The organism is Pseudomonas fulva NBRC 16637 = DSM 17717, assembly GCF_000730565.1.
GTDB lineage: Bacteria > Pseudomonadota > Gammaproteobacteria > Pseudomonadales > Pseudomonadaceae > Aquipseudomonas > Aquipseudomonas fulva.
Genome location: NZ_BBIQ01000011.1, coordinates 24,404 through 50,720, shown reverse-complemented (window position 1 = coordinate 50,720; position 26,317 = coordinate 24,404). Strand labels below are relative to the sequence as shown.

The following is a 26,317-nucleotide window of genomic DNA, read 5'->3' as shown; positions in this document are numbered from 1 at the left end:
GTCAAATGTACAGGTCTAGCCCCAGTACTTCCATGTCCCAGTCGGTAAAGCCCGCTGTGCTCAGGTAACTGGCGAGTGCCGAGGCGGTGCGCCGGTCACGGGCGCGGGGGAACACCATGTCCTGCTGACGGGCTGGCAGCGTCCCGGTACGGCGACGAGCAGCAGGCTCCTGGGCTGCCATGGCGATCTCTTCCACCAGTTCGCCATCATCGGCCACGTCATCATGCACCGCTGCCTTGCGCGGCGTGCGCTTGATCGGAAAGGACTGTGATGAGAAACCGTCGACACGCATGGCATGAGCACCCAGGACCAATGATGGCAATTTAGCAGCATTGATGGCCCGCCGCTAATGCTCGATTGAGAACTTGACCACACTTTATGCAAAAGGTTGTAGCACTATCGAGCGTGCCCGACGAACAGCCTTACTGCTTTTTGGGCGTTGCCACGTTATCGCGCAGGTAAATCGGCTGAGCCTGCTCAGCTGCGATGGCTTCACCCCGGGCCCAGGCAAAGCGCGCCAGGCTCAGCACATCAAGGGCACTGGGCAAGGCCGAGGGGTCGCTTGCGTCAGCAGTGACCGCCAGGCGCTCGGCATAGCCCCAACCCGTACCTGCTCCGAACCATGGTCCTTGCGCCCCTGCTGGCAACGCCACACATTCGGGTGGCAGCACCGCTTCAGCACCTTGCAGGCGCATTTCCCCGGCTACGGCCTGATAGCAGCCCCAGTACACTTCGTCCATACGCGCATCGATGGCGGCGGCCACTTGCTGGGCACCCTGTTGACGCAGTGCGCCCTGGGCCAGCGCTGCGAGATTGGACACCGGCAACACGGGCCGCTCCAGGGCGAAAGCCAGCCCCTGCACCACGCCGATGGCAATGCGCACACCAGTGAACGCACCCGGGCCACGGCCGAACGCAATGGCATCGACCGTGCCCAGGGCTACGCCGGATTCGGCCAGCAGTTGCTTGATCATTGGCAGCAACTTCTGGGCATGCATGCGTGGGATCACCTCGTAATGGCTGGTTACCTCACCGTTATGCAGCAGTGCAACGGAACAGGCTTCGGTGGCGGTATCCAGGGCCAACAAGGTGGTCATCGAACAGGTATCCAGGTGTGAGTGGGAAAGAGCGCGAGTATAGAGCAGCCGCGCCTTCGTGTCCCAAAGGGCCGCCGTGTGGGCTGCCGGGGATACGCCCACACCGCACAAGGCCAAAAACGACAACGGCCCGCAAGCGGGCCGTCGTTCAATGACAATGTGCCGATCAGCTCAGCGCGGCCAGTACCTTGGCAGTGATCGCTTCTACCGAGCCCACACCTTCGATGTGGCTGTACTTGGGCTTGCCACCGTTGGTCGCCGACAGCTTCTGGTAGAAGTCTACCAGTGGCTTGGTCTGGCTGTGGTAGACCGACAGGCGATGGCGAACGGTTTCTTCCTTGTCGTCATCGCGCTGGATCAGGTCTTCGCCAGTGACATCGTCCTTGCCTTCGATTTTCGGCGGGTTGTACTGGACATGGTAGGTACGGCCCGAGGCCAGGTGCACACGACGGCCTGCCATGCGGCCAACGATCTCTTCGTCGTCCACGGCGATCTCGACCACGGCATCAATGTTCACGCCCGCATCGTCCATGGCCTCTGCCTGTGGGATAGTGCGCGGGAAACCGTCGAACAGGCAGCCGTTGGCGCAATCAGGCTGGGCGATGCGCTCTTTGACCAGGCTGATGATCAACTCGTCGGAGACCAGTTGGCCGGCATCCATGACTTTTTTCAGCTCCAGGCCCAAGGGCGTGCCGGCCTTGACCGCCGCACGCAGCATGTCGCCGGTGGAGATCTGTGGAATACCGAACTTTTCGGTGATGAACTTTGCCTGAGTACCTTTACCGGCCCCGGGAGCTCCCAGCAGAATTACGCGCATCTTGTGCTCCTCAAATTTTTGTATGCAATTCAATGGATTCGGCAACCAGGGCCAAGTCCGGAAATTAGGTATGACCATGAATCGGTCAGAAGGCTGCTCAAGATACACAGCGCCTGCCAGCCCGACAAGCGTCCCAAAGTTGCATGAATGCACCACTTCAGGTCGAGCGGGTCAGTGGTTGCGCCCAGCGCAACCCCCGTGCCGTCGCTGTTCGATGCCCCCCTGCACCTTTCTGAAGCAGCCCCGCCCCCTCCCCTCAACCGGTGTTGCGCAGCCCCGCGGCGATACCGGCGATGGTCACCAGCAACGCCTGCTCCAGCGGGCTGTCCAGAGCGGCCTGGCGGTCACGCGAACGCGCCAGCAGTTCTGCCTGCAGCCGATGCAGCGGGTCCAGGTAGGTGTTGCGCAGGCGGATGAATTCCAGGGTTTCGGGGCTATGCGCCAGTAGCACCTGCTGCCCGGTCAGGCTCAGCACGACCTGGCACGACTGCGACAATAGGTCGCGCAGCTGTGTACCTAAAGGTAGCAGGTGCGGTTGCACCAGACGTTGGTCGTAGGCCTCTGCAATTTGGGCATCGGCTTTGGCCAGGACCATCTCCAGCATGTCGATGCGCGTGCGGAAGAACGGCCACTGCTCGCGCATCTGCGCAAGCAACGGGCCCTGCCCGGCAGCCAGCGCGTTGTTCAGTGCCGTCTCCCAACCCAGCCAGGCTGGGAGCATCAGTCGAGTCTGGGTCCAGCCGAAGATCCAGGGGATGGCGCGCAGGCTTTCGATACCGCCGGCACGTCGCTTGGCCGGGCGACTGCCCAGCGGCAGGCGCCCCAACTCCTGCTCGGGGGTCGACTGGCGGAAGTACTCGACGAAGTCCGGGTGCTCACGCACCACGTCGCGGTAGGCCTTGACCCCATCGGCAGCCATCTGATCCATGAGGTCGCGCCAGGCCGGCTGCGGGGGCGGCGGTGGCAGCAGCGTGGCTTCGAGCACGGCGGCCAGATACAGGTTGAGGTTCTGCTCGGCAATGCCAGGCAAGCCGAACTTGAAGCGGATCATCTCCCCCTGTTCGGTGGTGCGGAACCGCCCGGCGACCGAACCCGGCGGTTGCGACAAAATGGCGGCGTGAGCCGGGCCGCCGCCGCGCCCCACCGTACCGCCCCGGCCATGGAACAGCAGCAACTCGACCTGGTGCTCGGCGCAAATGCGCACCAGGCTTTCCTGGGCGCGGTACTGGGCCCAGGCCGCGGCCGTGGTGCCCGCATCCTTGGCCGAATCGGAATAGCCGATCATGACCTCCTGAGGGCCATGCAGGCCGGCGCGATAACTGGGCAGCGCCAGCAGACGCTGCATCACCGGGCCCGCGTTATCCAGGTCAGCCAGGGTTTCGAACAGCGGCACCACCCGCATCGGACGGGTCAGGCCGGTTTCCTTGAGCAGCAATTGCACCGCCAGCACGTCCGACGCAGCACCTGCCATCGAAATCACGTACGAGCCCAGCGAGGCGCCTGGCGCCGCGGCGATCTCCCGGCAGGTGGCCAACACCTCGGCCGTCTCGTCCTGAGGCTCGAAGTGGGCTGGCAGCAGCGGCCTACGGTTGGCCAGCTCCTGTTCCAGGAAGTCAATACGCTGTTCCTCATCCCAGTCGGCATACCGGCCCATGCCTAGGTACTCGGTGATTTCGCTCAGCGCATCACGGTGACGCGCGGCGTCTTGGCGCACGTCCAGCCTGACCAGGAAGAGGCCGAAGGTCACGGCCCGGCGCAGGCAGTCCAGCAGCGGGCCATCGGCGATGATGCCCATGCCGCAGTCATGCAGCGACTGGTGACACCATTGCAACGGTGCAACCAGCTCGCGGTTGTCCACCAGCACGTCAGGCCCAGGCGGTACGTTGGCAGACAGTGCCGAATGGGCCCAGCTGCGAGTTGCCCGCAAGCGCTCGCGCAGTTGCTTGAGCAGCGCACGGTAAGGCTCCGGGCTGTCGCCCACGTGCTCGCGCAAGGCCGTACTGGCCTGTTGCATGGAAAGCTCGGCCGCCAGCGCATCGATATCGCGCAGGAACAGGTCCGCTGCCATCCAACGCGCCAGCAGCAGGACTTCCCGGGTGACCTTGGCGGTAACATTGGGGTTGCCGTCCCGGTCGCCGCCCATCCACGAAGCGAAGCGGATGGGGGCCGCCGTCAGTGGCAGCCGCTGGCCGGTCGCCTCCTGCAGGGCGTGATCGACTTTGCGCAGGTGGTTGGGGATGGCGTGCCACAACGAGTGCTCGATCACGGCGAAGCCCCATTTGGCCTCATCCACGGGCGTGGGGCGTGTACGGCGGATTTCCTCGGTATGCCAGGCCTCGGCAATCAGACGGCGCAAGCGGTCGCGGATCTGCGCGGTTTCGGCGGGGGTCAGGTCGCGATGATCCTGGGCAGCCAGCTGGGCGGCGATGGCGTCGTACTTCTGGATCAGGGTACGCCGCGAGACTTCGGTAGGGTGCGCTGTGAGCACCAGCTGGATATCCAGGCCAGCCAACTGCCGCGCCAGGTCCTGATCGTCATGGCCGGCCTGCTTGAGGCGGGCCAGCAGCTCCGGCAGCACGCGGGCCTCGAAGGGCTCGGGCTGGTCGGCATCGCGGCGTCGTATCAACTGGTATTGCTCGGCCATGTTGGCCAGGTTGAGGAACTGGTTGAATGCCCTGGCCACCGGCAACAGTTCGTCATCGTCCAGATCACCCAGGGTCGAGCTGAGCTCTTCGCCGGCATTGCGTCGATCAGCTTTCGCGCTGTGACGAATATCCTCGATCTTCTGCAAAAATTCATCGCCATACTGGTGACGAATCGTGTCGCCGAGCAGCTCTCCCAGCACATGGACATCTTCACGCAAACGCACATCGATATCGGTCATTGGCCCTCTCCGTGGCGCAGCTCAAGCGCCTGGCATGCCTTGTTAGGCTCATCGCGCTGCCTGTGAGGCCGCGACCTCATGCCAGAGTGCCAAGAGCAAGGCGGCGATGGCAAGCCATGCACACCCAAAGCAAACTAATGTCGATGCTCACCACTCTCATGCCTTGCATGCCCTAGCAGGCGCTAACAGAGGTCATCATGAAAATTCGTGAACTCGCCCAGCACTGGGAACAGAACGCGGCCGGCACCCTCAGCCGTACCGAACATGTGTTGCACCTTGATCTGGAGTCCGAAGCGCGCCTGGCAGCGCTCATCGACATGTACCCCAAGCGAACCGCCGAAGCGCTACTTGGCGAACTGGTCGGTGCGGCGCTGGAGGAGCTGGAGGCAAGCTTCCCCTATGTCCAGGGACGCCAGGTCATCGCCACCGATGAAGAGGGTGATCCCTTGTACGAAGACGTAGGGCCCACGCCCCGCTTCCTCGCACTTTCGCGTCAGCATTTGCATGCGCTGAACGGGGCGGGGGGAGATGAGAAATGACCGTCGCCCGACCAAGACTTCGGTTGCTGGCCGTAGCGAAAACCGCTTGGGCAGGCAAAAGTTCCGCTGAATTTCAGCTGACCGATTAGTCAGAAAGAGTTACTCGTAATCTGGACTTTTTACTGAACTATTCGAAAATTCTTCCAGTCGGAGCCAATAGCCATCACGCTAAAACCCTGCACACCGGTACTTGTGCGCCATTCAGCTGAAGCGCATGAAAACGGTCCGGGGAATGAGCGATGGACTGCTACGGACATCGTCATTATCAGGAGTGATCCAATGGAGCTGACCACCATGAAAACCCGCACTGTCAAACCTTCATCCACTTACGTGCGCGGGTTCAAGCTGGCCGCGCTGGCCCTGGGCAGTAGCCTGGTCCTGGCTGGCTGTGCAGGCAACCCGCCAACCGAACAGTATGCTGTGACCCAGTCCGCCGTGAACTCTGCCGTCAGCGCAGGCGGCACCGAGTACGCTGCTGTCGAAATGAAAGCAGCTCAGGACAAGTTCAAGCAGGCCGAAATCGCCATGCATGACAAGAAGTACGACGAAGCCAAGCGTCTGGCCGAACAGGCCGAATGGGACGCGCGTCTCGCCGAACGTAAGGCCCAGGCGGCCAAGGCCCAGAAGGCCGTACAGGACGCCCGTCAAGGCGCCCAGGACGTACGTGAGGAAGGCCTGCGCAGCGCTCAATGAGCCCTGCCCTGTCTCCCTTAGCCTTCGCACTCGATCAAAGGATGAACACTATGCGCAAACACGTCATGATTCCCGCCCTCCTGGCCCTGAGCGTCGGTCTCGCTGCCTGCTCGCACGACCCGAACGCCAACCTGGAAGCGGCTCGCACCAACTTCTCTTCCCTGCAGAGCGATCCGCAGGCCAGCAAAGTGGCTGCCCTTGAAACCAAGGATGCCCAGGACTGGCTGAACAAGGCTGACAAAGCCTACATGGACCGCGAAGACGAGCAGAAGGTCGACCAACTGGCCTACCTGACCAACCAGCGTGTTGAAGTGGCCAAGCAGACCATCGCCCTGCGCACTGCTGAAGGCGACCTGAAAAACGCCGCCGCGCTGCGCGCACAGGCCAAGCTGGACGCCCGTGACGCCCAGATCGCCAAGCTGCAGCAAAGCCTGAACGCCAAGCAGACCGAGCGCGGCACCCTGGTAACCTTCGGCGACGTGCTGTTCGACTTCAACAAGGCTGAGCTCAAGAGCAATGCCTACCCGAATATCACCAAGCTGGCTCAGTTCCTTCAGGAAAACCCTGAGCGCAAAGTGATCGTCGAGGGTTACACCGACAGCGTCGGCTCGGCCAGCTACAACCAGTCCCTGTCCGAGCGTCGCGCCGGCAGCGTACGCATGGCACTGGTCCGCGCAGGCGTAGACCCAGCGCGCATCGTTGCCCAGGGCTATGGCAAGGAATATCCGGTAGCGGATAACTCCAGCAACTCGGGCCGCGCCCAGAACCGTCGTGTGGAAGTGACCATTTCCAATGACAACCAGCCAGTTGCACCGCGTTCTTCGATGAAGTAACGCTGCACGGCAGGAACAAGAACCCCGCGCTGGAGCGTCCCTCCAGCGCGGGGTTCTTTTTTGGTGCTACCGGTTAGCCAAGTAGGCCCTATCGCACCTGCTGCGGCGTATCGGCGCCCACGCAGCGTACGGCGCGCTTGCGGCTGTCGACGAGCACGCCACTGAGGCCTTTTTGCTGGGTGTCGAACAGTACCAGCACGCCATCGGCGCACTGGGCTACCTGCGCTGCCGGCTCCAGTGACACCTTGTAGTCTTCGCCCGGTACCGTCTTGAGCATGGTGAAATCCTGCAGCAACAAGGCATCCTCAGGCTTGGCGAAGTGCAGGTAGCCGTAGTACCACAGGGCCCCTACCGTCACGATAATGCTGCCGACTCCTGTCAGGATCAGCGGTATGGCGTTGCGTTCTTCGCTCATTGCGGGTTCTTCTCGTCATAGGCATTGGGCACTTCGGCGAGCCGCCGCAGGCCGGTGAAGTGGCTGGGGTCATCCAGAAAACGCAGCATCACTTCACGCCAGGTAGGGTCGGCGAACGTCTGCACGTGTCCACCTCGGGTCAACTGCAGCACCCGTGGAGGGGGTGCCTGCTGATACAGGCGGATGACGTTGTTCATGGGCACCAGGTCATCATCGATGCTGTGGAAAAAGAGCTTGGGCGGGCTGGTCAGCTGCCCGACGGACTCGATGGCGCTATCGGCATCGGGCACCAGCCAGGACAACGGCACCTGAAGCGGCCAGGTCATCCACGAGGTGCTCAAGGCGTATCGGCCCACCGCCCGGTAGCTGGCCGGAACGCCGTCGAACACCAGAGCGCTGAAGCGTTCGCGCTGCTCGGGATGGGCCGCCAGGTAGTGGATGGCCATGGCACCGCCCAGGCTCTGCCCCAGCAAGACCAGGGGTTTGCCCTTGACCTGCGGAGACTGGTCGAGCCAGGCCATGGCGGCGGCGATATCCTGATAGACCTCAGGTAGCCGCGGCTTGCCATCGGACAGGCCGTAGCCTCGGTAGTCGATCATCAGCACTTGGTAACCCTGCTCCGGCAACCAGTAGCTGCCGCCCAGGTGACCGGGCAGATTGCCCCCATTACCGTGCAGGTGCAGTATCGTGCCCTTGACCGCCACACCTGGCTTGGCCGGCAGCCACCAGGCATGCAGGCGTACACCGTCGGCGGCGACCAGGGTGACATCGCTGTAGGCGAGCCTGGCGCGCTCTGGCGTGAACGCTTGGCCCCGCTCAGGGTAGAACAGCAAGCCGCTGCACCCGCCCAGCAGCACCAGCACCATGCCCGCCGTCAGCAGGCGGAGCCCGTCAAAGGATATTCGCGTAGTCGGTTTCAATACGGTCCAGGCTCAAGTGGTTGAGGAAGTTGGAAAAGCACATCCAGGCCGACAAGGCGTTCAAGTCGCGGAATTGCTCAGGCAGGTACTTGGGCGGCTCCACCAGGCCCTCCTCGACAAGCTGGCGCAGGGTGCGCATGTCTTCGAGGGTGGTCTTGCCACAGAACAGCAGCGGTATCTGCTCCAGCTTGCCCTTCTTCACAGCCAACTGAATGTAGTTGTAAACCATGATGAAGCCCTTGAGGTAGGACAAGTCCTTGGTGAATGGCAAGCCATTGGGCACCGACCCACGGAATACCCGGCTGGCATTGCTGTAGCTTTGCCCCATGTCGAAGCCCTACTCCTGGAAGAACCGGTACACCTGCATGAAGTCCGCACCGTCCTCGACCATGTGTATGGCGCGGGTGCGGTTGGTCAGTTTGCGCAGGCGGCTGGGGTAGGAGGCGAAAGCGATGACTTCCATCAGGATGGCCAGGCCTTCCTGGGTCACCGTCGAGGACGGCGGGCCCTTGGCCAGGAACGTGCAGATAGGCTGGTTCAGGCCATTGAGGGTAGTGCCCACGTGCACCAACCCCTCGTGCACTTCCAGGGCCCGTACATCGCGCGCGTTGAACATGGCATCGGCACGCACCTTGATGTAGTCGGCACCGGCGGCGGCATCGGCCACGATACCGTCGGACTCGAACACGCGAATGGTCCCCTCGGCTTCACCGAACACCTTGTTCAACCGGCACTGGAGGATTTCCACCGCCTGCTTGGCCGTCAGGTCCTTCGGCTCGTCCTTGAGGTCACCGCGTCCATCGATGTTGTTCAGGTAGTCCGACAGCATCAGGCCAAGGTCGGCCAGGGTCGGGTCACCGGCATGGAAAACATCGGAGGCAGCGCCGTACAGCTCCTGGGAAATCAGACCGAAATCTTGCGTACCCCTGGCCTCGAGCATGCGCACGACCATGCGGTACTCGCGGCACATGCGTTTCATGATCTGCCCCACGGGGCTGAACTGGCCAAGCTGGCGAATGATGTCACGCTCGATAGCCTGGAACTCCGCCTTTACAGCGCTGGAGTCGAACCCCAGTGAGCGCGCCTGATAATAGGCACGGTCCACGGCAGGCGGGACCTTGCCCTTGGCCTCGAAGAAGCCGCGACGGATGCCATCGTCCCACTTGACTGCATCGAGCACGCGAATCGGCGTTTGCGCAGCCACGATGCGGTCGGACAGTGCGCGAATGGTTTGCTGGTACTCGTCCACAAAGAAATCCTTATCGGCCATCAGGCCAAGCCATGTCCCGCTCGTGTCAGCCGACTCAAGTGTCGAGCAGCCGAGGCGAGAGTGCGCCCTTGGCGCATCCGCGAATCACCAGAGACTTGCCCTGTCACTGGCCAGCGCGTTTGAAGCGCACTGCCTCCACGAACAGGTCCGAATTCGCTGGGTCGTTGAGGTAGGCCAGGACACGCGCTGGTGGGCTGTCGACCAGCAGACCCTCGCCGTTGTCCTGCGCCACCTCGGTGCTGTGCCCGCTCAATTCCTTGCTGTTCACGGCCTGCTGCACTTGCTGCAGATCGAGGTTATAGACCACCAGCTCCTTGCCATCGACGATATCGAAACCACCGATCACGTAGTTGCCGCCCAGGTCGCCAGGCACTCGCGCCGACAGGTACCAGCGGTTACCCTGCTGGGCCACATTGAATACATAGGTTTGGGCAGATTTGCCCTTGGGTGTGGCCACCGCTTTGTAGGCACCTGCGTCGGCACGCGTGATGACCAGCTTCAGCGGCTCGCCCCAGGCGTCCTTGGTGGTCCAGCTGCCCACCAGCCCCTTGGGGGCCGAGGACTTACCGGGTAGCGGTTCGGAAAAGGTCACCAGACAACCGCCCAGCATCAGGAATGACAGCGTCAACAGCACCACACGCCAGGCTTTCATCAGGTTTCTTCCTCGAAAAGGTCGGGCTCAAGCCGACGCCAGCACCAACTGCAAGTATCGGGTAAGCATCGCCAGCATCGGCCCATCGGCCTGCGCCTCGGCGTGCTTGAGCAGGCCCTGATATTCCATCTGCTCGATAATCGCCGTCAACATCTGTGCATCCTGTTCGGGCTGTCGCGAGCCAACGACCTGCAGCAGTTGGCGCGTACCGTGCAGCAGAATCTGCTCGTGAGCACAGACCAGATCGGCCAGGCGTGGGCACAGCAGCGCTTCCTGGCGAAACGCCTGCTCGGCCATCATGAAATCGCGGCGGGTGAGCAGTTGGCGCTGCACGTAATCGGCCGTCATGCGCGCCACTTCATCGGCCAGTTTTGCCCGTGCCTGGGGACTGCCGTCACCTTGGGCCAGCAGTTGGCGCAACACTGCTTCGGTGTTGAGCCAGAGCTTGGCCATGTAGGCGGCGCTGCGTTCGACGTACTGGGCGAACGTGTCGGTGAGCAGGTCCTCGATGTCCTTGAAGTAGTAGGTGGTGGCCGACAGCGGCACCCCTGCCTCTGCGGCGACGGCACGGTGTCGCACGCCCCGCACGCCATCGCGCACCACGATGCGCATGGCGGCGTCCAGAATCAGTTGGCGACGCTGCTCACTGCCTTGCCGGGCCGTCTTGCGGCCCTGGTAGCGCACGCTTTCGGCAACGGCAGTGGCGATGCCTGCAGCCCCTTGTTGAGCCATGGCGGTTGTCATGGAGTACCTCATGTACGGTGTCTGGTCGGAGCATGCCCGTTCGCGTCCGATCTGCCCCCAGGCGTTGGAATCGCAGATTGCTTCGCAGGCGCTTGGATCGCGAGCGGGCCGGTAATGACAACATAATGCTTCAGGCAAGAAAAAGCCGCCTGAAAAGGCGGCTTTTTCGACTTCACTCAGCCCTGCGGACGCATGTGCGGGAACAGGATCACATCGCGGATCGATGGCGAGTTGGTCAACAGCATCACCAGGCGGTCGATGCCGATGCCCTCGCCCGCCGTTGGCGGCATGCCGTATTCCAGCGCGCGCACGAAGTCGGCGTCGTAATGCATGGCCTCGTCGTCACCGGCATCCTTCTCGGCCACCTGGGCCAGGAAGCGCTCGGCCTGGTCTTCGGCATCGTTGAGCTCGGAGTAGGCGTTGGCGATTTCGCGCCCGCCGATGAACAGTTCGAAACGGTCGGTCACCGCAGGGTTCTCGTCGTTGCGACGGGCCAGCGGCGAGACCTCGAACGGGTACTCGGTGATGAAGTGCGGCTGCTCCAGCTTGTGCTCGACCAGCTCTTCGAAAATCATCACCTGCAGCTTGCCCAGGCCTTCATGGCCCAGCACCTTCGCACCGGCCTTGCGAGCGATGTCGCGGGCGCGGTCGACATCCTGCAGATCGGCAGCGGTGAGCTCCGGGTTGTATTTGAGGATCGAGTCGAACACCGACAGGCGCACGAAGGGCTCGCCGAAGTGGAAGACCTTGTCACCGTACGGCACATCGGTAGATCCCAGCACCAGCTGCGCCAGCTCGCGGAACAGTTCCTCGGTGAGGTCCATGTTGTCGCGGTAGTCGGCGTAGGCCTGGTAGAACTCGAGCATGGTGAACTCGGGGTTGTGGCGCGTCGAAACCCCTTCGTTGCGGAAGTTGCGGTTGATTTCGAAGACCTTCTCGAAACCACCGACGACCAGACGCTTGAGGTACAGCTCAGGCGCGATACGCAGGAACATGGCCATGTCCAGCGCATTGTGGTGGGTTTCGAACGGCTTGGCCGCTGCACCGCCCGGGATGGTCTGCAGCATCGGCGTCTCGACTTCGAGGAAGTCGCGCTCGATGAGGAACTTGCGAATGTGCGAGATGACCTGGGAGCGCACGCGGAAGGTGTGGCGTGTCTCTTCGTTGACCATCAGGTCGACGTAGCGCTGGCGGTAGCGCTGCTCGGTGTCGGTCAGGCCGTGGTGTTTGTCGGGCAGCGGACGCAGCGACTTGGTCAGCAGGCGCACCTGGGTCATTTCGACGTACAGGTCACCCTTGCCCGAGCGAGCCAGGGTGCCCTCGGCGCTGATGATGTCGCCCAGGTCCCAGGTCTTGACCGCAGCCAGGGTTTCTTCGGGCAGGGTCTTGCGGTTGACGTAGACCTGGATGCGGCCGGTCATGTCCTGGATGACCATGAACGAGCCACGGTTGAGCATGATGCGGCCCGCCACCTTGACCGGGATCGCGGCTGCTTCCAGCTCTTCCTTGGTCTTGTCCGCGTACTGTTTCTGCAGGTCGTTGCAGTAGCTGTCGCGACGGAAGTCGTTGGGGAAGGCATTGCCCTTGGCGCGTTCTGCTGCAAGCTTTTCCTTGCGCAGGGCGATCAGGGCGTTTTCTTCCTGTTGCAGGTCTTGCGATTCGGTCTTCAGGTCGCTCATGTCGTCTTTGTTTCCATCAGGTATTCGTTGCCCTTGGCGGGCAGGGCGCGCGCTACCGGCACGAGGCCGGTGGCGCGGCGATAGGGTGTGGCTTACAGCCCCTGTTTGAGGCTCGCTTCCAGGTACTGGTCAAGGTCACCGTCCAGCACTTTCTGGCAGTCGCTGCGTTCCACGCCGGTACGCAGGTCCTTGATGCGCGAGTCGTCCAGCACGTACGAGCGGATCTGGTGGCCCCAGCCAATGTCCGACTTGCTGTCTTCCAGCGCCTGCGAGGCCGCATTGCGTTTCTGCATCTCCAGCTCGTACAACTTGGCCCGCAGCATTTTCATGGCGGTGTCCTTGTTGGCATGCTGGGAGCGTTCGTTCTGGCACGCCACCACGGTGTTGGTCGGCACGTGGGTGATACGCACTGCCGAGTCGGTGGTGTTCACGTGCTGGCCGCCGGCGCCCGAGGAGCGGTAGGTGTCGATGCGCAGGTCCGACGGGTTGATCTCGATTTCGACCTTGTCGTCGATTTCGGGCGAGACGAACACGGCCGAGAACGAGGTGTGGCGGCGGGCGCCGGAGTCGAACGGGCTCTTGCGCACCAGGCGGTGCACGCCGATCTCGGTGCGCAGCCAGCCGAAGGCATATTCGCCCTTGATGTGCACGGTGGCGCCCTTGATGCCAGCCACTTCGCCCTCGGAGAGTTCGATGATGGTGGCGTCGAAACCACGCTTGTCGGCCCAGCGCAGGTACATGCGCAACAGAATGTTGGCCCAGTCCTGCGCCTCGGTCCCGCCGGAGCCGGCCTGGATGTCGAGGTAGGCGTTGTTCATGTCCATCTCGCCGCTGAACATGCGACGGAACTCGAGCTGGGCCAGGTTTTCTTCAAGGCCATGCAGTTCGGTCACGACGTCGCCGACAGCGCCCTCGTCGCCCTCTTCGACGGCCATGTCCAGCAGGTCCTTGCAATCGGCCAGGCCGTTGGACAGCTTGTCCAGCGTCTCGACGACCTGCGCCAGCATGGACCGCTCACGGCCCAGGGCCTGGGCGTACTCGGGCTTGTTCCAGACGTTGGGGTCTTCCAGCTCGCGATTGACTTCGATCAGGCGGTCATGCTTGAGATCGTAGTCAAAGATACCCCCGAATGGACTGGGAGCGGTCGGAGAGGTCCTTGATGGTGTTCAGGATCGGTTGGATTTCCATGGGCAGGCTACTCGTGCGAATTCGGTGAAAAGCCTGCGAGTATAACCGAGTCGGCCGCGTGGCGGCAGACCCGCCTGGCAGGCATCGACAACCAGCCGCCGGGTGCAGCCGCTCGAAAGGAGCACCCCTCGCCCAGCGCGCTAGGCGACACCCACCTGGTTGCGGCCACCGTTCTTGGCCTGGTACAGCCCTTTGTCCGCCGCCGAGATCAATTGCCGACAGAGGCTGCCGATAGCGGGAACCTGCGTGGCCAGGCCCACGCTGACGGTCAGGTACGCTCCGGCAGCCGGTGCCGTGTGCTCGATCGCCAGGCCCAGCACGCTCTGGCGCAGTTTCTCGGCAACCAGCCTGGCGCCACCTGGGGAGGTGTTGGGCAACACCAGGGCGAACTCCTCGCCGCCGTAGCGGGCCGGAAGGTCGCTAGGCCGCGAGCACGAGCCACGGATGGCTTCTGCCACGCGCCGCAGCGCTTCGTCTCCGGCCAGGTGGCCAAAGGTGTCGTTGTAGGCCTTGAAATAATCGACGTCGATCATCAACAGCGACAACTGTTGCTGCTCGCGCATCGCCCGTCGCCACTCAAGCTCCAGGTACTCATCGAAATGGCGTCGATTGGACAGGCCCGTCAAGCCATCGGAGTTCATCAGCCGTTGCAGCATCAGGTTCGAATCGAGCAACTGCTGCTGGCTGACCCGCAGGGCGCGGTAAGCTTCGTCGCGCTGCAACAAGGTCAGGTAGGAACGCGAGTGATAGCGAATGCGCGCCACCAGCTCGATGGTGTCGGGCAGTTTGACCAGGTAATCGTTGGCCCCGGCCGCGAACGCGGCGCGCTTGACCAGCGGGTCTTCCTTGGTCGACAGCACGATGATCGGGATGTCCTGGGTGGCCGGGTTGCTGCGGTACTCACGCACCAGCGTCAGGCCATCGAGCCCGGGCATGATCAGGTCCTGCAGGATCACCGTGGGCTTGATGCGCATGGCCTGCTGCACCGCCTGGTGCGGGTCGGCGCAAAAATGAAAATCGATGTTGTCCTCATGGGCCAGGCCCCGCCGCACGGCTTCCCCGATCATGGCCTGATCGTCGACCAGCAGCACCATCGCCGAATTTTCATCGGCGGCGGCGAACCCTTCGATGGGGAGCTCATTCATGGCTGTTCACCTGAACACTGCCGGCCGGGCGGCATGATTCGTTACGCTTCATCATTGTGAAAAAATTTCCGTCAGACGCCCGGCTATGCCTTCAAGCGGGCGGATTTCCACTGCGGCATCGATCGCCGCAGCAGCCTTGGGCATGCCATAGACAGCACTGCTGGCCTGGTCCTGGGCAATGGTCAGAAAACCCCGTTGGCGCATCATCTTGAGCCCCTGTGCTCCGTCACGCCCCATGCCGGTGAGCAATACCCCCACTGCCTCGCCTGACCAGTAGCGCGCCACGCTTTCGAAGAAAACGTCGATGGAGGGGCGGTAGATTTCATTGACCGGTTCGGCAGTGTAGGCCAGTTGCCCGTTCTGTAGCAGGCGCAGATGGTGGTTGGTTCCGGCCAGCAGCACCTGCCCAGGTTGCGGTGGCTCGCCTTCGCGCGCCAGGCGCACCGGCAGCCCGGCCGCACTGCTGAGCCATTCGGCCATGCCAGCGGCAAAGACCTGATCCACATGCTGGACCAGCACGATCGCGGCCGGGAACCCGGCTGGCACTCTTTTGAGCAGTATTTCCAGGGCCGCCGGACCACCTGCCGAGGAACCGATGGCCACCAACCCTCGTCGCTGGCTCGCTTCACGCAGCGGTGCGGCAACCGGCCTGGGCGTCGGCGGGCGCTGCTGTCCAATCAGCCAGCTGATGTTGAGAATCTTGCGCAGCAATGGCGCGGCGGCTTCGCGGGCGTCGCCCGCACCCAGCGCCGGTGTGTCGACCACATCCAGTGCACCATGCCCCATGGCTTCGAATACCCGGTGCACATTCTGCTTGCGATCGACCGTAACGATGACGATGGCGCACGGGGTGTCGGCCATGATCCGGCGAGTCGCTTCCACGCCATCCATCACCGGCATGATCAAGTCCATCAGGATCAGGTCCGGTTGCAGCTCCTGACAGCGTTGCACGGCTTCGGCGCCGTTGCTGGCCACCCACACCACCTCATGGGCAGGTTCCAGCGCGACGGCCCGGCGCAAGGCCTCCACTGCCAAGGGCATGTCATTGACGATGGCGATCTTCATCCGTGAGCACCTCCGATCAGTTCGACTACAGCATCCAGCAACGCATCGTCGTGGAAACTGGCTTTAGCCAAATAGTAGTCGGCCCCGGCATCCAGGCCGCGCCGTCGGTCTTCCTCCCGGTCCTTGTAGGAAACCACCATGACGGGCAGCGATTGCAAGCGTTGGTCACGGCGCACCAGGGTGACCAACTCGATGCCGTCCATGCGCGGCATGTCGATGTCGGTGATCAGCAAGTCGAAATCGTCGCCGCGCAGAGCGTTCCAGCCATCCATGCCATCGACCGCCACCGCGACGTCATAGCCGCGATTGCCCAGCAGCTTGCGCTGCAGCTCACGCACGGTCAGCGAGTCGTCGACCACCAGGATGCGTTTGCGCGCCAGGCCAGAGGCGCCGGCACCGCCGCGCTCGACGCGCTCGAGCGTACCGGTGCTGAGCAGTTTGTCGACCGAGCGCAAAATGTCCTCCACATCGACAATCAGCACCACCGAGCCGTCGTCCAGCAGCGCCCCTGAAGAAATGTCCTGCACTTTGCCCAGACGCGGATCGAGCGGCATCACCACCAGCACCCGCTCGCCGATCAGCCGCTCGACCGCCACGCCATACAAGCGCTCGCGCTCGCGGATGACCACGACCCGCAGGCTGTTCTGATCGGTTTGCCCGGCCGGCCGGTGCAGCAACTGGCTGGCGGCTACCAGGCCGATGTGCTGGCCGTCATGCCAGAAGTGCTGCCGCCCTTCTATCTGCACGATGTCGTTGGCGTCCACCGCCAGGGTGTGTTCGATATGCGCCAGAGGGAAGGCATAGGCCTCCCCGCCGACTTCCACGACGAGGCTGCGCACGACTGACAAGGTTTGCGGTACCTGCAGGTGGAAGCGGCACCCCAACCCAGGCGTCTGGGTCAGTTCGATTGCCCCGCGCAATTCGCGGATCATGTGCTGCACGGCGTCAAGCCCCACACCCCGCCCGGACACTTCGGTCACCGTATCCCGCAGACTGAAACCCGGCAGGAAGAGGAAGGTGAGCAATTCATCGTCACTCATGCGCTCGACGGTTTCGGCCGGAGACAGGGTACGTTCCACGATGCTGGCACGCAGGCGATCCAGGTCCACGCCGGCACCGTCGTCCATCAGCTCAAGGCTCAGCATCCCGGCGTGGTGCGAGACGCGCAGGCGGATCAGCCCTTCTTCGGGCTTGCCCGCCAACAGCCGCCTGTCTGGCAGTTCGATGCCATGATCGACCGCGTTCCGCAGCAAGTGGGTCAGCGGCGCTTCGAGTTTTTCCAGGACGTCACGATCGACCTGGGTTTTCTCCCCTTCGATGATCAGGCGCACCGGTTTGCCCAGGGCGCGGCCCAAGTCGCGCACCATGCGGCTCTGCCCGGCCAGCACATCGGCAAATGGTCGCATGCGACAGGCCAGGGCGGTGTCGTAGAGCAGTTGTGCACGCTGGCTGGCCTGCCAGCCGAACTCGTCCAGGTCGGCCGCTTGCTGACGCAGGATCTGCTGGGTTTCGGCCAACAAGCGTTGGGTCTGGGCCAAGGCCTCGAGCACCTCGCCACCATGGCCGCTGTCTTCGAGTTGCAGGCGCAGCCCATCGAGCGCCTGCATGCCCTGGCCATGCATGCGCTTGAGACGCTGCAAGGTGGCCAGGTAGGGCTTGAGACGCTGGGTTTCCACCAAGGACTTGCTGGACAGGTCGAGCAGGCTGTTGAGCCTGTCGGCGGTCACCCGCAGCACCCGCTCGCCCCCCTCTACTGTGCGCTTGCCGGCCTTGCGACGCGGCGCAGGCTCAGCATCGTCTGGCGGCTCAGACGCTGGTACAGGCGCCGCCGCCGGTGCCTGGCTCGCCACCGGCGGCGGCGCCATCGGTGCACCGGCCTGTGCGGGAACGGCAGGTGCTGCGCTCGGCCCCCCGGGCTCCAATACGGCGGCCATCAGCACCAGGAAGCCGGGCACATCGTCCTGGGCGGCGGTGTCGCCAGGTGTGGCAATGCGCATCAACAGGTCGGTGCCCTGCAGCAGCGCGTCGATATGCTCCGCGCTCAGGCGCAGGCGACCTTCCTGGGCTGCCACCAGGCAGTCCTCCATCACGTGCGCAACGGTGACACCGGCATCCACCCCAACGATGCGTGCAGCCCCTTTGAGGGAATGGGCCGCGCGCATGCAGGCTTCTAGCTGGTCGGCCTGCGTGGGGTTGCGCTCAAGGGCCAGCAGCCCGGCGTTGAGCACCTGCGTCTGGGCCTCGGCTTCAAGGCTGAACAGTTCGAGCAACGAGGCGTCGCGCATTTGCTCAGGTGTCATGACAGGCTCCGCTGTACGGCAGACAACAGCTGTTGTTCATCCAGCACACGCACGCTGCGCCCGCGCCATTGCAGCACCGCTGCCGTGAAGCGCATGGCGTCGTGAGCAGGGTCCATGGGCCGATCAAGCCGATGAATGCCGTCGATTTCCTCGACGGCCATGACCACCGGGCCACCCTCGGCCGCCAGGATCAGCATGCGCGGCAAGCCACGAGTGCTGCGCTGTTCAGTCACGCTGCCAGGCGTACCCAGCAGCTCCTGCAACGACAGGCACGGCACCAAGGCACCGCGTACATTGGCAACGCCCAACAGCACGCGCGAGCGCTGATGGGGTAGCGAATGCACGGCCTGCAAGGGCGCGATCTCGGCCAGGCATGCGGTAGGCAACGCCAGCCACTCCTCCCCCAGGCGGAACAACAGCATCGAGCGCCCTGTACAGGCCTGCTCGACTGGCTCCAAGTCCGGCTGGGCATCGGTGTCCTGCACCAGTGCATAGCGGTCCAGCAGACGCGTGGCAGCGGCGGCGTACACCTCGCAGTTGCGGCAATGGACATGACGCTCAAGCAGCGGGCACTGCTTGTTGCCATGCACACCGATGCGATTCCAGCAGTCGTCGATGCGCACATCGGTTTCGGCGAGCAGGTCGGTCACAGCCTCATCGTTCATCGGTCAGCCTCCCGACCGGCACGCATGGCACGGCTCTGCAAACGCAGGGCCCCGGCCTGGTCACCTTGGGCCTGCAACAGCGCGGCCAGGTGAACGAGCGCTTCTGGGTGCTGCGGCTCAAGGTACAGCGCCTTGCGGTAGTGAACCTGTGCTTGTTGCAAATCACCTTCGGTGTCGCTGAGCAGGCCCAACCAGTAGTACACCTGGGCCGACGGCGGGTACTGGCGCAGGTAGCGCTGGCAGGCATCACGCGCCTGCTGGCTATTGCCGGCATTGGCATGCTCGGCAATGCTTGCCAGCAATTCGTGGGGGCCGGTCCGGGGGGCTTCGACGGTCTGCCGGTCAGGCACAGGCCCAAGGGACCCGCGCAAGCGCGGCACCGGGGCGCTGGCCGAGCGGTAGCCGGTCAACGGCTTGATGGGGTCGCGTTGAATCGGCACGGCCGGCGCCGGGCGTTGCTGGGTCACATCGTCCTGGCGGACATAGGCAAACGACTGGGCAATACCCACCGGGCGCATGCCAAGGCGAGCCAGCAGGCTGCCTTCGGCAGGCCCGATGAACAGCACGCCTTGAGGATGAAGCAGGCGCTTGAGGGTTTCGAACACCCGTTGCTGAGTAGGCACATCGAAATAGATGAGCAGGTTGCGGCAGAACACGAAGTCGTAGAGGCCCTCCCGGTTGGCCAATGCCGGATCGAGGACATTGCCCACCTGCAGGGTCACTTGCTGGCGCACACGGTCATGCACGCGATGGCCTTCGTCAGCGACATCGAAATAACGTTCGCGAAAACCCAGGTCATCGCCACGAAACGCATTGCGCCCGTAGAGACCCTGGCTGGCCTTGGCCACGGACGCAGGGCTGATGTCCATACCGTCGATCAGGAAGGATGCCGGGGGAATGCCGGCATCGAGCAGCGCCATCGCCAGTGAATAGGGCTCCTCCCCTGTCGAACAGGGCAGGCTGAGCAAGCGCAGTGGGCGAGCGGCGGCCAATTTGGCCAGGCGTTTGTGCGCAAGGCCTGTCAGCGCAGTGAAGGACTCGCGGTAGCGGAAAAACCACGTCTCCGGCACGATCACCGCTTCGATCAGCGCCTGCTGCTCGGCCAGCGATTGCTGCAGGCGCACCCAGTAGTCGTCCAGGCCGCTGGCACCCAGTGCCGCGCTGCGCTGACGCAGGGCACGCTCGACCATCGACGCGCCTACCGATTCGACATCCAAACCTATGCGCTCACGCAGAAAATGAAAGAAATGCCGTTCGTTCATGTGCAGGTCCCGCCCTGTGGGTCAGGGTACAGCACTCGGTGCACGGCCTCGGGCAACACCTGGTCGACCTCGATGCGCTGCACCAGACCCAGGGCATCCTGGCGGACCGGCCCCAGGTAAGGTGCGGGGTCATTGTTTACGCCATAGGGTTTGAATTCATCAGCACGGCAGCGCAGGGTTTCAGTGGCATGCTCCAGAATCAGGCCCAGTTGCAGTGCGCTGCGATAGCGCACCAGCACCAGGCGGGTACTGGTACGCTGCAACGCCGGCCGCCCCACGCACAGGGCAGCCAAATCCACCACCGGCACCAACTGCCCCCGGTAGGCAAGAATGCCCGCCACCCAGTGCGGCGCTTGCAGCACTGGCTTGAGGGGCTGACGGGGCAGCACCTTGATCACGTCCTGCACAGACAGGGCAAAACGCTGGTCACCCAGGTGAAACTGCAGGTACAGCGCACCGTTGTCGTGGCCTGCCGGCACGGCGCGCGGTTGCATGTCGATCATCGCCTTCAGACTTTGAAGCGCGACACGCCGCCGCGCAGGCCGGCGGCGACCTGGCTCAGCTCGTCGATGGCAAAACTGGCCTGGCGCAGCGACTCCACGGTCTGGGTACTGGCGTCGCTCAGTTGCGCCAGCGCCTGGTTGATCTGCTCGGCACCGGTGGCCTGGGCCTGCATGCCTTCGTTGACCATCAGTACACGCGGCGCCAGTGCCTGGACCTGATGAATGATCTGGCTCAGTTGCTCACCGACCTGCTGAACCTCGAACATGCCGCGGCGCACCTCTTCGGAAAACTTGTCCATGCCCATGACCCCGGCCGACACGGCCGACTGGATCTCGCGCACCATCTGCTCGATGTCATAGGTCGCCACCGCCGTCTGGTCAGCCAGGCGGCGCACTTCGGTGGCCACCACGGCGAAACCGCGGCCGTATTCCCCGGCCTTCTCGGCTTCGATGGCCGCGTTGAGCGACAGCAGGTTGGTCTGGTCGGCCACCTTGACGATGGTGACGACCATCTGGGTGATGTTGCTGGCCTTCTCGTTGAGGATGCCCAGCTTGGCGTTGACCAGGTCGGCCGCACCCATGACCTGGTGCATGGTTTCTTCCATGCGCGCCAGCCCTTGCTGCCCGGAGCCGGCCAGGCTCGACGCCTGATCGGCGGCCGAGGTGACTTCGGTCATGGTGCGCACCAGGTCGCGGGAAGTGGCGGCGATTTCACGCGAGGTGGCACCGATTTCGGTTGTGGTGGCGGCCGTCTCGGTGGCGGTGGCCTGCTGCTGCTTGGAGGTGGCCGCGATTTCCGTCACCGAGGTGGTGACCTGCACCGACGAGCGCTGCGCCTGCGCCACCAGATTGGCCAACGCCTCGGCCATTTCATTGAAGCCACCCTGAACCGCGCCGAACTCGTCCTGGCGATCCAGGTTCAGGCGCATGCTCAGGTCACCCGAGCGAAGCCTGTCCAGCGCAGTCACGATGAGGCTCATGGGCGAGGTGATGGCGCGCAGCAGCAGCAAGCCACAGATACCGGCGGCCACGATGGCCAGCAACAGTGACACAACCATGCTGCCCTTGGCCGTGTTCACCGCGCTGACGATTTCTCGGGTGGCCGCGTCGGCGGACAGGCGATTCTGTTCGATCACCTCGTTCAGGTGCTTGCGCCCTTCGACCCAGGTGGGGGTCAGCACTTGGGCGATCAAACGCTGGGCTTCGGCATAATTGCGTTCGCGATACGCACTGAGCACCTGGTTGACGTTCTGCATGTAGGCTTGTTCGAGCTTCACGAAGGCGTCGAAGCGGGCCTGGTCCTCGCCATCGCGAATGGTGGTCTGGTAACTGGCCATGTGTTGCTTGAGCCGGTCTTCGAAACTCTTGAAGAGTTCCATGTCGGCCGAGCTGATCTCGCGCCGGTCAGAAAGCCCGACCAACTGTTGGCTGGTGACGTAACTGTCCACCCATGCGCTGCGGATCATCGAGCTGTAGTAGACCCCTGGAATGCTGTCGGCCCCAACTTCCTGCTCGGCAGATTCGATGGTCACCAAGCGCGAATAGGCCGCCACGATCATCAGCAGCATGATGGCGATGATCACGGCGAAACTTGCCAGGATCCGTTGGCGCAACGTCCAGTTCTTCACATTCAGCCCTCAGGGATTCACTACGAGCAGGAAAAATCGCCGAAGTATAGCCCAGGCGTCCTACAGAATTGCGTGTCATGTTCTGACAGAACGCCCAGACAACGCAGTGACCCTCCCGATCAGGCCAAAACTGCACGCGCGGCTCAGACCTGCCGCGCCTGCTTTTCCAGCTCCTCGCGCAACCCTTGGGCCAACCCCAGCTGGCGCGCCAGTTCGTCCAGATAAGCACGTTCCATGTAGTTTTCCTGATCGACCATCATCACGCTGGCCAGGTACATCTCGGCAGCGATTTCCGGCGTCTGGGCCGCCCGGGCCACCTCGGCCGGGTCCAGCGGCTTGTCGAGCTCCGCATGCAGCCACTGCTGCACTTCACGGTCACCGTCCAGGCGGGTGAACTCCCCCTCGATCAGCGCGCGTTCGCGCTCATCCACATGACCATCGGCCTTGGCCGCAGCGACCAGTGCACGCAGCACCGCCTGGCTGTGCTGCTCCACCTGGGCCGCAGGTACGCGGTCTACCGTCTGGGGCTCTGGGGTGGGGGTCTGTTGGTTGGCCTGCTGGGCCTGCCAGTTGCCATAGGCCTTGTAGGCAAGCACGCCAAGCGCGGCGAGCCCCCCGTAGGTAAGCGCCTTGCCACCAAACTTGCGGGCTTTCTTGCTGCCGAGTAACACGCCCAGCGCACCGCCGCCAAGCAGGCCACCACCTGCGCCTGACAGCAACCCGCCGAGCCCGCCGGCGCCTGCACCCGTCTTGGCCCCGCCTGCCTGCTTTTCTAGCAGTTGCTGGCCGGATTTGAGCAATTGATCAAGCAAACCCCGGGTATTCATCATGCGCATCTCCACATCATGGAAGTCAGCAGCCAGATTAAGACTTGCCCCACAACACGGCACAGAGGATTTGCTTCCAGATGTTGCATCGCCGGAGGCGGCTTGCCGGTGCCTGCACACCCGCCGCCGGCATCCACGTCCTTTCAGTCGCGCAGGTCCGATTCGTGAATTGGGCTCGACCGGCTGGTGGCCCGCTGGTATTGCGCCGGCCAGGTGGCCTGGTGCCCGCCCAGGTCGTCGTCTGCATGCAACGGCCAGTACGGGTCGCGCAGCAGCTCCCGGGCCAGGAAAATCAAGTCGGCCTGGCCTGTGCGCAGGATGTGCTCGGCCTGGGCAGGCTCGGTGATCATGCCCACGGTGCCCGTGGCCATCTCCGACTCCTTGCGCACGCGCTCGGCAAAGCGGGTCTGGTAGCCAGGGCCGGTCGGAATCTCGGCATTGCTGGACGTGCCACCTGAAGACACATCGATCAGATCCACACCAAGCACACGCAGGCGCCGGGCCAGCTCGACGGTTTCGTCCGGGTTCCAGCCGTCTTCCACCCAGTCGGTGGCCGACACCCGCACGAACAATGGCAACTCGGCCGGCCAGACTGCGCGAACCGCTTCGACCACCTGCAAGGTCAGGCGGATGCGGTTCTCGAAGCAGCTGCCGTATTCATCCTGACGCTGATTGCTCAACGGCGACAGGAACTGGTGCAACAGGTAACCGTGGGCAGCGTGCACCTCGACCACTTTGAAGCCCGCGTCCAGCGCACGCCTGGCCGAGGCGACAAAGGCCTGCACCACGTCCTGGATCTGCGCATGGGTCAGCTCACTGGGCACGGTGTGCTCAGGATCGAACGCGATCTTCGACGGCCCGACCGGCTGCCAGCCGCCCTCCTCCAATGTGACGCTGCCATGCTTGCCCAGCCAAGGGCGGTAGGTGCTGGCCTTGCGCCCGGCATGGGCGAGCTGGATACCCGGGATGGACCCTTGAGCGGTGATGAAACGGGTGATGCGCTGCAAGGGGGCGATCTGCGCGTCCTCCCACAGGCCGAGGTCTTCAGCGGTGATGCGCCCGTCGGCCGTGACCGCCACGGCCTCGGTGACGACCAGGCCCGCACCGCCGACAGCGCGACTGCCCAGGTGCACCAGGTGCCAGTCGTTGGCCAGGCCATCGACCGAGGAATACTGGCACATCGGTGATACGGCGATACGGTTCGGCAGGGTCAGCTGACGCAGGGTGTAAGGCTCGAGCAGCATGCTCATGAGGGCACCTCCCAATGGCTGCAAAGTGATCCGGCCGGGCACTCGTTCACACATTCCTGGCCCGGTACCGGTCTGTGTTCAGACTAGACCAGATTGGGTAGGGGGAAGGTTCCATGGGATTTGGCAGTGATGCCCCGGGGCGCTGTGTGAAAAGCCTCGATACGCGGTGAGGCTGGGTTAAATACAGCCAGGCCTCTTCTCGAAACGTTTCACACAGATCCTGGCTCAGCGCGGCTCCATGTGGGCGATCATCAGTTGCACGCTTTCATTGCCGCGGAACTCGTTCACATCCAGCTTGTAGGCCAGCTCCACCCAGCGCACGGTCGGGTTGGGCCAAACCTCGCGGTCGATACCGAAGGCGATGCCGTCCAGGCGCACCGTGCCGCACTCGCTTTTGAGCACGACTTTCAGATGGCGCTCACCCACCACGCGCTGCTCGACCAGCTGGAACACACCGTGGAACAGCGGCTCCGGAAAATGTTGCCCCCAAGGCCCGGCTTGGCGCAGCGCCTTGGCCAGGTCCAGGTGGAATTCCTCCACCGCCAGGCTGCCATCAGACAGCAGTCGCCCGGTGAGGTCGTCCTCGCACAGTTGGCGGCGGACCTCCTGGTCGAAGGCCTCGGCGAACGCGGGATAGTTGGCTTCGGGCAGGGACAGCCCAGCCGCCATGGCATGGCCACCGAACTTGCTGATCAGCTGCGGATGGCGCGCGGCCACCGCATCGAGCGCGTCGCGGATGTGAAACCCCGGCACGGAGCGCGCAGAGCCCTTGAGCATGCCGTCACCGGCATCGGCGAAAGCGATGGTTGGGCGGTGATACCGTTCCTTGAGGCGAGAAGCCAGGATGCCAATGACGCCCTGGTGCCACTCTGCATCGAACAGGCACAGGCCATAGGGCATCGATTCGACCGGCAAGTCCCGCAACTGGGCCAGTGCTTCACGCTGCATGCCCTGTTCGATGGACTTGCGGTCCTGGTTCAGGCCATCCAGTTGCTGAGCCATGTCCAACGCCAGGGCATAATCCTCGCAGAGCAGGCACTCGATACCCAGGCTCATGTCGTCCAGGCGCCCGGCGGCGTTCAGCCGCGGGCCCAGAATGAAACCCAGGTCGGTGGAGGTGATGCGCCGGTGGTCGCGCTTGGCTACCTCCAGAATTGCCTTGAGGCCAGGCCGGGCGCGCCCGGCACGAATGCGCTCCAGGCCCTGATGCACCAGGATGCGATTGTTCGCGTCCAGCGGCACCACGTCAGCTACGCTGCCCAAGGCAACCAGGTCCAGCAGTTCGCCAATGTTCGGCTGCGGCCGGGTGTCGTAGCGGCCCAGGCTGCGCAAGCGCGCGCGCAGGGCCATGAGCACGTAGAAAATCACCCCGACGCCTGCCAGCGACTTGCTCGGAAACGGGCAGCCTGGCTGGTTGGGGTTGATGATGGCATCGGCGTCCGGCAGCGCCTCGCCAGGCAAGTGGTGGTCGGTCACCAGGACCTTGAGGCCAGCCGCCTTCGCCGCCGCGACCCCGTCGACGCTGGAAATCCCGTTGTCGACCGTGACCAGCAGCTGCGGTTGGCGCTGCAATGCCACTTCGACGATTTCCGGCGTGAGGCCGTACCCGTATTCGAAGCGGTTGGGTACCAGGTAGTCCACGTGGGCCGCACCGAGCAGGCGCAAACCCAGCACGCCGACGGTACTGGCCGTGGCGCCATCGGCATCGAAGTCACCGACGATCAGAATGCGCTGGCCTTGGTCGATGGCCTGCACCAGCAGGTCGACGCCCGCGTCCATGCCCTTGAGCTGCTGGTAGGGCAGCAGGCGCGCCAGGCTCTTGTCCAGCTCGGCCTCGCTTAGCACGCCACGGGCGGCGTACAGGCGCGTCAGCAAGGGTGGCAGGTTGCCAAGAAACGGCAGGGTCGGGGGCAGCGGGCGAGATTCGATACGCATGGGATG

At 63.6% G+C, this 26,317-nt stretch carries 23 protein-coding genes and 1 pseudogene; 3 read left to right on the top strand and 21 right to left on the bottom strand.

Going from position 1 to position 26,317, the window contains the following annotated elements:
- Position 1: 1 nt before the first annotated feature.
- The 4 genes from PFU01S_RS12565 to ppc form a co-directional block, all read right to left on the bottom strand.
- Positions 2 to 292 (bottom strand): hypothetical protein, encoded by a 291-nt coding sequence (locus PFU01S_RS12565; RefSeq protein WP_027913849.1) that lies wholly within the window; start codon positions 290 to 292, stop codon positions 2 to 4.
- A 130-nt stretch (positions 293 to 422) separates the two neighbouring features.
- On the bottom strand, positions 423 to 1,097 hold the full coding sequence (gene tsaB, locus PFU01S_RS12560) for a tRNA (adenosine(37)-N6)-threonylcarbamoyltransferase complex dimerization subunit type 1 TsaB (protein WP_027913848.1): 675 nt from the start codon (positions 1,095 to 1,097) through the stop codon (positions 423 to 425).
- A gap of 166 nt (positions 1,098 to 1,263) precedes the next feature.
- Positions 1,264 to 1,914 carry an adenylate kinase gene (gene adk / locus PFU01S_RS12555; protein ID WP_028686901.1) on the bottom strand — a complete coding sequence of 217 codons (651 nt, stop codon included), beginning with the start codon at positions 1,912 to 1,914 and terminating at the stop codon, positions 1,264 to 1,266.
- Between the two features lie 256 nt (positions 1,915 to 2,170).
- Positions 2,171 to 4,798, bottom strand: coding sequence for a phosphoenolpyruvate carboxylase (ppc, locus tag PFU01S_RS12550; protein WP_028686902.1), 2,628 nt, complete (start codon positions 4,796 to 4,798; stop codon positions 2,171 to 2,173).
- A 197-nt stretch (positions 4,799 to 4,995) separates the two neighbouring features.
- Between ppc and PFU01S_RS12545 the strand changes: the two genes are divergently transcribed.
- The 3 genes from PFU01S_RS12545 to lptF all read left to right on the top strand — a co-directional run bounded on the left by PFU01S_RS12545 (position 4,996) and on the right by lptF (position 6,863).
- Positions 4,996 to 5,337 carry a hypothetical protein gene (locus PFU01S_RS12545; protein WP_027913845.1) on the top strand — a complete coding sequence of 114 codons (342 nt, stop codon included), beginning with the start codon at positions 4,996 to 4,998 and terminating at the stop codon, positions 5,335 to 5,337.
- A 279-nt stretch (positions 5,338 to 5,616) separates the two neighbouring features.
- Complete coding sequence (locus PFU01S_RS12540; protein WP_023534068.1) at positions 5,617 to 6,030, top strand: DUF4398 domain-containing protein; 414 nt, start codon at positions 5,617 to 5,619, stop codon at positions 6,028 to 6,030.
- Positions 6,031 to 6,080: 50 nt separating this feature from the next.
- Positions 6,081 to 6,863: a lipotoxin F family OmpA-related lipoprotein LptF gene (gene lptF, locus PFU01S_RS12535; protein ID WP_027913844.1), complete on the top strand. Its 783-nt coding sequence runs from the start codon at positions 6,081 to 6,083 to the stop codon at positions 6,861 to 6,863.
- 88 nt (positions 6,864 to 6,951) lie between these two features.
- On the opposite strand, the gene PFU01S_RS12530 is transcribed toward lptF, so the two are convergent.
- The 17 genes and pseudogenes from PFU01S_RS12530 to recJ form a co-directional block, all read right to left on the bottom strand.
- Positions 6,952 to 7,278 (bottom strand): PA3694 family proteiin, encoded by a 327-nt coding sequence (locus PFU01S_RS12530; RefSeq protein ID WP_023534135.1) that lies wholly within the window; start codon positions 7,276 to 7,278, stop codon positions 6,952 to 6,954.
- Positions 7,275 to 8,198, bottom strand: a complete 924-nt coding sequence (locus PFU01S_RS12525) for an alpha/beta hydrolase (protein WP_028686903.1) — start codon at positions 8,196 to 8,198, stop codon at positions 7,275 to 7,277. Before PFU01S_RS12525 ends, PFU01S_RS12530 begins: the two co-directional genes overlap by 4 nt.
- Positions 8,170 to 9,468, bottom strand: a pseudogene (locus PFU01S_RS12520) (flavohemoglobin expression-modulating QEGLA motif protein). Before PFU01S_RS12520 ends, PFU01S_RS12525 begins: the two are co-directional and overlap by 29 nt.
- 103 nt (positions 9,469 to 9,571) lie before the next feature.
- Positions 9,572 to 10,120 carry a hypothetical protein gene (locus PFU01S_RS12515; protein ID WP_027913841.1) on the bottom strand — a complete coding sequence of 183 codons (549 nt, stop codon included), beginning with the start codon at positions 10,118 to 10,120 and terminating at the stop codon, positions 9,572 to 9,574.
- Positions 10,121 to 10,147: 27 nt separating this feature from the next.
- Complete coding sequence (locus tag PFU01S_RS12510) at positions 10,148 to 10,852, bottom strand: TetR/AcrR family transcriptional regulator (RefSeq protein WP_028686904.1); 705 nt, start codon at positions 10,850 to 10,852, stop codon at positions 10,148 to 10,150.
- A gap of 188 nt (positions 10,853 to 11,040) precedes the next feature.
- Entirely contained in the window at positions 11,041 to 12,543 is a 1,503-nt protein-coding gene (gene lysS / locus PFU01S_RS12505; RefSeq protein ID WP_028686905.1) for a lysine--tRNA ligase, read from the bottom strand.
- Between the two features lie 92 nt (positions 12,544 to 12,635).
- Positions 12,636 to 13,731 (bottom strand): peptide chain release factor 2 gene (gene prfB / locus PFU01S_RS22150; protein ID WP_097223500.1). Its coding sequence is split into 2 segments (ribosomal slippage): positions 12,636 to 13,658 and positions 13,660 to 13,731, totalling 1,095 coding nucleotides; the frame shifts between segments, so codons are not numbered across the junction.
- A 140-nt stretch (positions 13,732 to 13,871) separates the two neighbouring features.
- On the bottom strand, positions 13,872 to 14,876 hold the full coding sequence (locus PFU01S_RS12495) for a response regulator (RefSeq protein WP_028686906.1): 1,005 nt from the start codon (positions 14,874 to 14,876) through the stop codon (positions 13,872 to 13,874).
- A gap of 51 nt (positions 14,877 to 14,927) precedes the next feature.
- Positions 14,928 to 15,941, bottom strand: coding sequence for a chemotaxis response regulator protein-glutamate methylesterase (locus PFU01S_RS12490; protein ID WP_028686907.1), 1,014 nt, complete (start codon positions 15,939 to 15,941; stop codon positions 14,928 to 14,930).
- The gene (locus tag PFU01S_RS12485; RefSeq protein WP_028686908.1) at positions 15,938 to 18,241 is read right to left on the bottom strand and encodes a hybrid sensor histidine kinase/response regulator; all 2,304 of its coding nucleotides are present in this window, start codon (positions 18,239 to 18,241) and stop codon (positions 15,938 to 15,940) included. The genes PFU01S_RS12490 and PFU01S_RS12485 overlap by 4 nt, the downstream gene beginning before the upstream one ends.
- On the bottom strand, positions 18,238 to 18,906 hold the full coding sequence (locus tag PFU01S_RS12480) for a chemotaxis protein CheW (protein ID WP_028686909.1): 669 nt from the start codon (positions 18,904 to 18,906) through the stop codon (positions 18,238 to 18,240). The genes PFU01S_RS12485 and PFU01S_RS12480 overlap by 4 nt, the downstream gene beginning before the upstream one ends.
- Entirely contained in the window at positions 18,903 to 20,168 is a 1,266-nt protein-coding gene (locus PFU01S_RS12475; RefSeq protein ID WP_028686910.1) for a CheR family methyltransferase, read from the bottom strand. Before PFU01S_RS12475 ends, PFU01S_RS12480 begins: the two co-directional genes overlap by 4 nt.
- Complete coding sequence (locus PFU01S_RS12470) at positions 20,165 to 20,671, bottom strand: chemotaxis protein CheW (RefSeq protein WP_028686911.1); 507 nt, start codon at positions 20,669 to 20,671, stop codon at positions 20,165 to 20,167. Before PFU01S_RS12470 ends, PFU01S_RS12475 begins: the two co-directional genes overlap by 4 nt.
- A gap of 5 nt (positions 20,672 to 20,676) precedes the next feature.
- Positions 20,677 to 22,299 carry a methyl-accepting chemotaxis protein gene (locus tag PFU01S_RS12465; RefSeq protein WP_028686912.1) on the bottom strand — a complete coding sequence of 541 codons (1,623 nt, stop codon included), beginning with the start codon at positions 22,297 to 22,299 and terminating at the stop codon, positions 20,677 to 20,679.
- 143 nt (positions 22,300 to 22,442) lie between these two features.
- Entirely contained in the window at positions 22,443 to 23,126 is a 684-nt protein-coding gene (locus tag PFU01S_RS12460) for a tellurite resistance TerB family protein (RefSeq protein ID WP_028686913.1), read from the bottom strand.
- Between the two features lie 143 nt (positions 23,127 to 23,269).
- Entirely contained in the window at positions 23,270 to 24,376 is a 1,107-nt protein-coding gene (locus PFU01S_RS12455) for an NADH:flavin oxidoreductase/NADH oxidase (RefSeq protein ID WP_028686914.1), read from the bottom strand.
- A 225-nt stretch (positions 24,377 to 24,601) separates the two neighbouring features.
- Complete coding sequence (gene recJ, locus PFU01S_RS12450) at positions 24,602 to 26,311, bottom strand: single-stranded-DNA-specific exonuclease RecJ (protein WP_027913828.1); 1,710 nt, start codon at positions 26,309 to 26,311, stop codon at positions 24,602 to 24,604.
- Between the last annotated feature and the right edge of the window lie 6 nt (positions 26,312 to 26,317).

Excerpts from the sequence above, each read along its gene's own strand:
- PFU01S_RS12565 (WP_027913849.1), bottom strand. The coding sequence starts at position 292 with ATGCGTGTCGACGGTTTCTCATCACAGTCCTTTCCGATCAAGCGCACG.
- tsaB (WP_027913848.1), bottom strand. The coding sequence starts at position 1,097 with ATGACCACCTTGTTGGCCCTGGATACCGCCACCGAAGCCTGTTCCGTT.
- adk (WP_028686901.1), bottom strand. The coding sequence starts at position 1,914 with ATGCGCGTAATTCTGCTGGGAGCTCCCGGGGCCGGTAAAGGTACTCAG.
- ppc (WP_028686902.1), bottom strand. The coding sequence starts at position 4,798 with ATGACCGATATCGATGTGCGTTTGCGTGAAGATGTCCATGTGCTGGGA.
- PFU01S_RS12545 (WP_027913845.1), top strand. The coding sequence starts at position 4,996 with ATGAAAATTCGTGAACTCGCCCAGCACTGGGAACAGAACGCGGCCGGC.
- PFU01S_RS12540 (WP_023534068.1), top strand. The coding sequence starts at position 5,617 with ATGGAGCTGACCACCATGAAAACCCGCACTGTCAAACCTTCATCCACT.
- lptF (WP_027913844.1), top strand. The coding sequence starts at position 6,081 with ATGCGCAAACACGTCATGATTCCCGCCCTCCTGGCCCTGAGCGTCGGT.
- PFU01S_RS12530 (WP_023534135.1), bottom strand. The coding sequence starts at position 7,278 with ATGAGCGAAGAACGCAACGCCATACCGCTGATCCTGACAGGAGTCGGC.
- PFU01S_RS12515 (WP_027913841.1), bottom strand. The coding sequence starts at position 10,120 with ATGAAAGCCTGGCGTGTGGTGCTGTTGACGCTGTCATTCCTGATGCTG.
- PFU01S_RS12510 (WP_028686904.1), bottom strand. The coding sequence starts at position 10,852 with ATGGCTCAACAAGGGGCTGCAGGCATCGCCACTGCCGTTGCCGAAAGC.
- lysS (WP_028686905.1), bottom strand. The coding sequence starts at position 12,543 with ATGAGCGACCTGAAGACCGAATCGCAAGACCTGCAACAGGAAGAAAAC.
- PFU01S_RS12495 (WP_028686906.1), bottom strand. The coding sequence starts at position 14,876 with ATGAATGAGCTCCCCATCGAAGGGTTCGCCGCCGCCGATGAAAATTCG.
- PFU01S_RS12490 (WP_028686907.1), bottom strand. The coding sequence starts at position 15,941 with ATGAAGATCGCCATCGTCAATGACATGCCCTTGGCAGTGGAGGCCTTG.
- PFU01S_RS12485 (WP_028686908.1), bottom strand. The coding sequence starts at position 18,241 with ATGACACCTGAGCAAATGCGCGACGCCTCGTTGCTCGAACTGTTCAGC.
- PFU01S_RS12480 (WP_028686909.1), bottom strand. The coding sequence starts at position 18,906 with ATGAACGATGAGGCTGTGACCGACCTGCTCGCCGAAACCGATGTGCGC.
- PFU01S_RS12475 (WP_028686910.1), bottom strand. The coding sequence starts at position 20,168 with ATGAACGAACGGCATTTCTTTCATTTTCTGCGTGAGCGCATAGGTTTG.
- PFU01S_RS12470 (WP_028686911.1), bottom strand. The coding sequence starts at position 20,671 with ATGATCGACATGCAACCGCGCGCCGTGCCGGCAGGCCACGACAACGGT.
- PFU01S_RS12460 (WP_028686913.1), bottom strand. The coding sequence starts at position 23,126 with ATGAATACCCGGGGTTTGCTTGATCAATTGCTCAAATCCGGCCAGCAA.
- PFU01S_RS12455 (WP_028686914.1), bottom strand. The coding sequence starts at position 24,376 with ATGAGCATGCTGCTCGAGCCTTACACCCTGCGTCAGCTGACCCTGCCG.
- recJ (WP_027913828.1), bottom strand. The coding sequence starts at position 26,311 with ATGCGTATCGAATCTCGCCCGCTGCCCCCGACCCTGCCGTTTCTTGGC.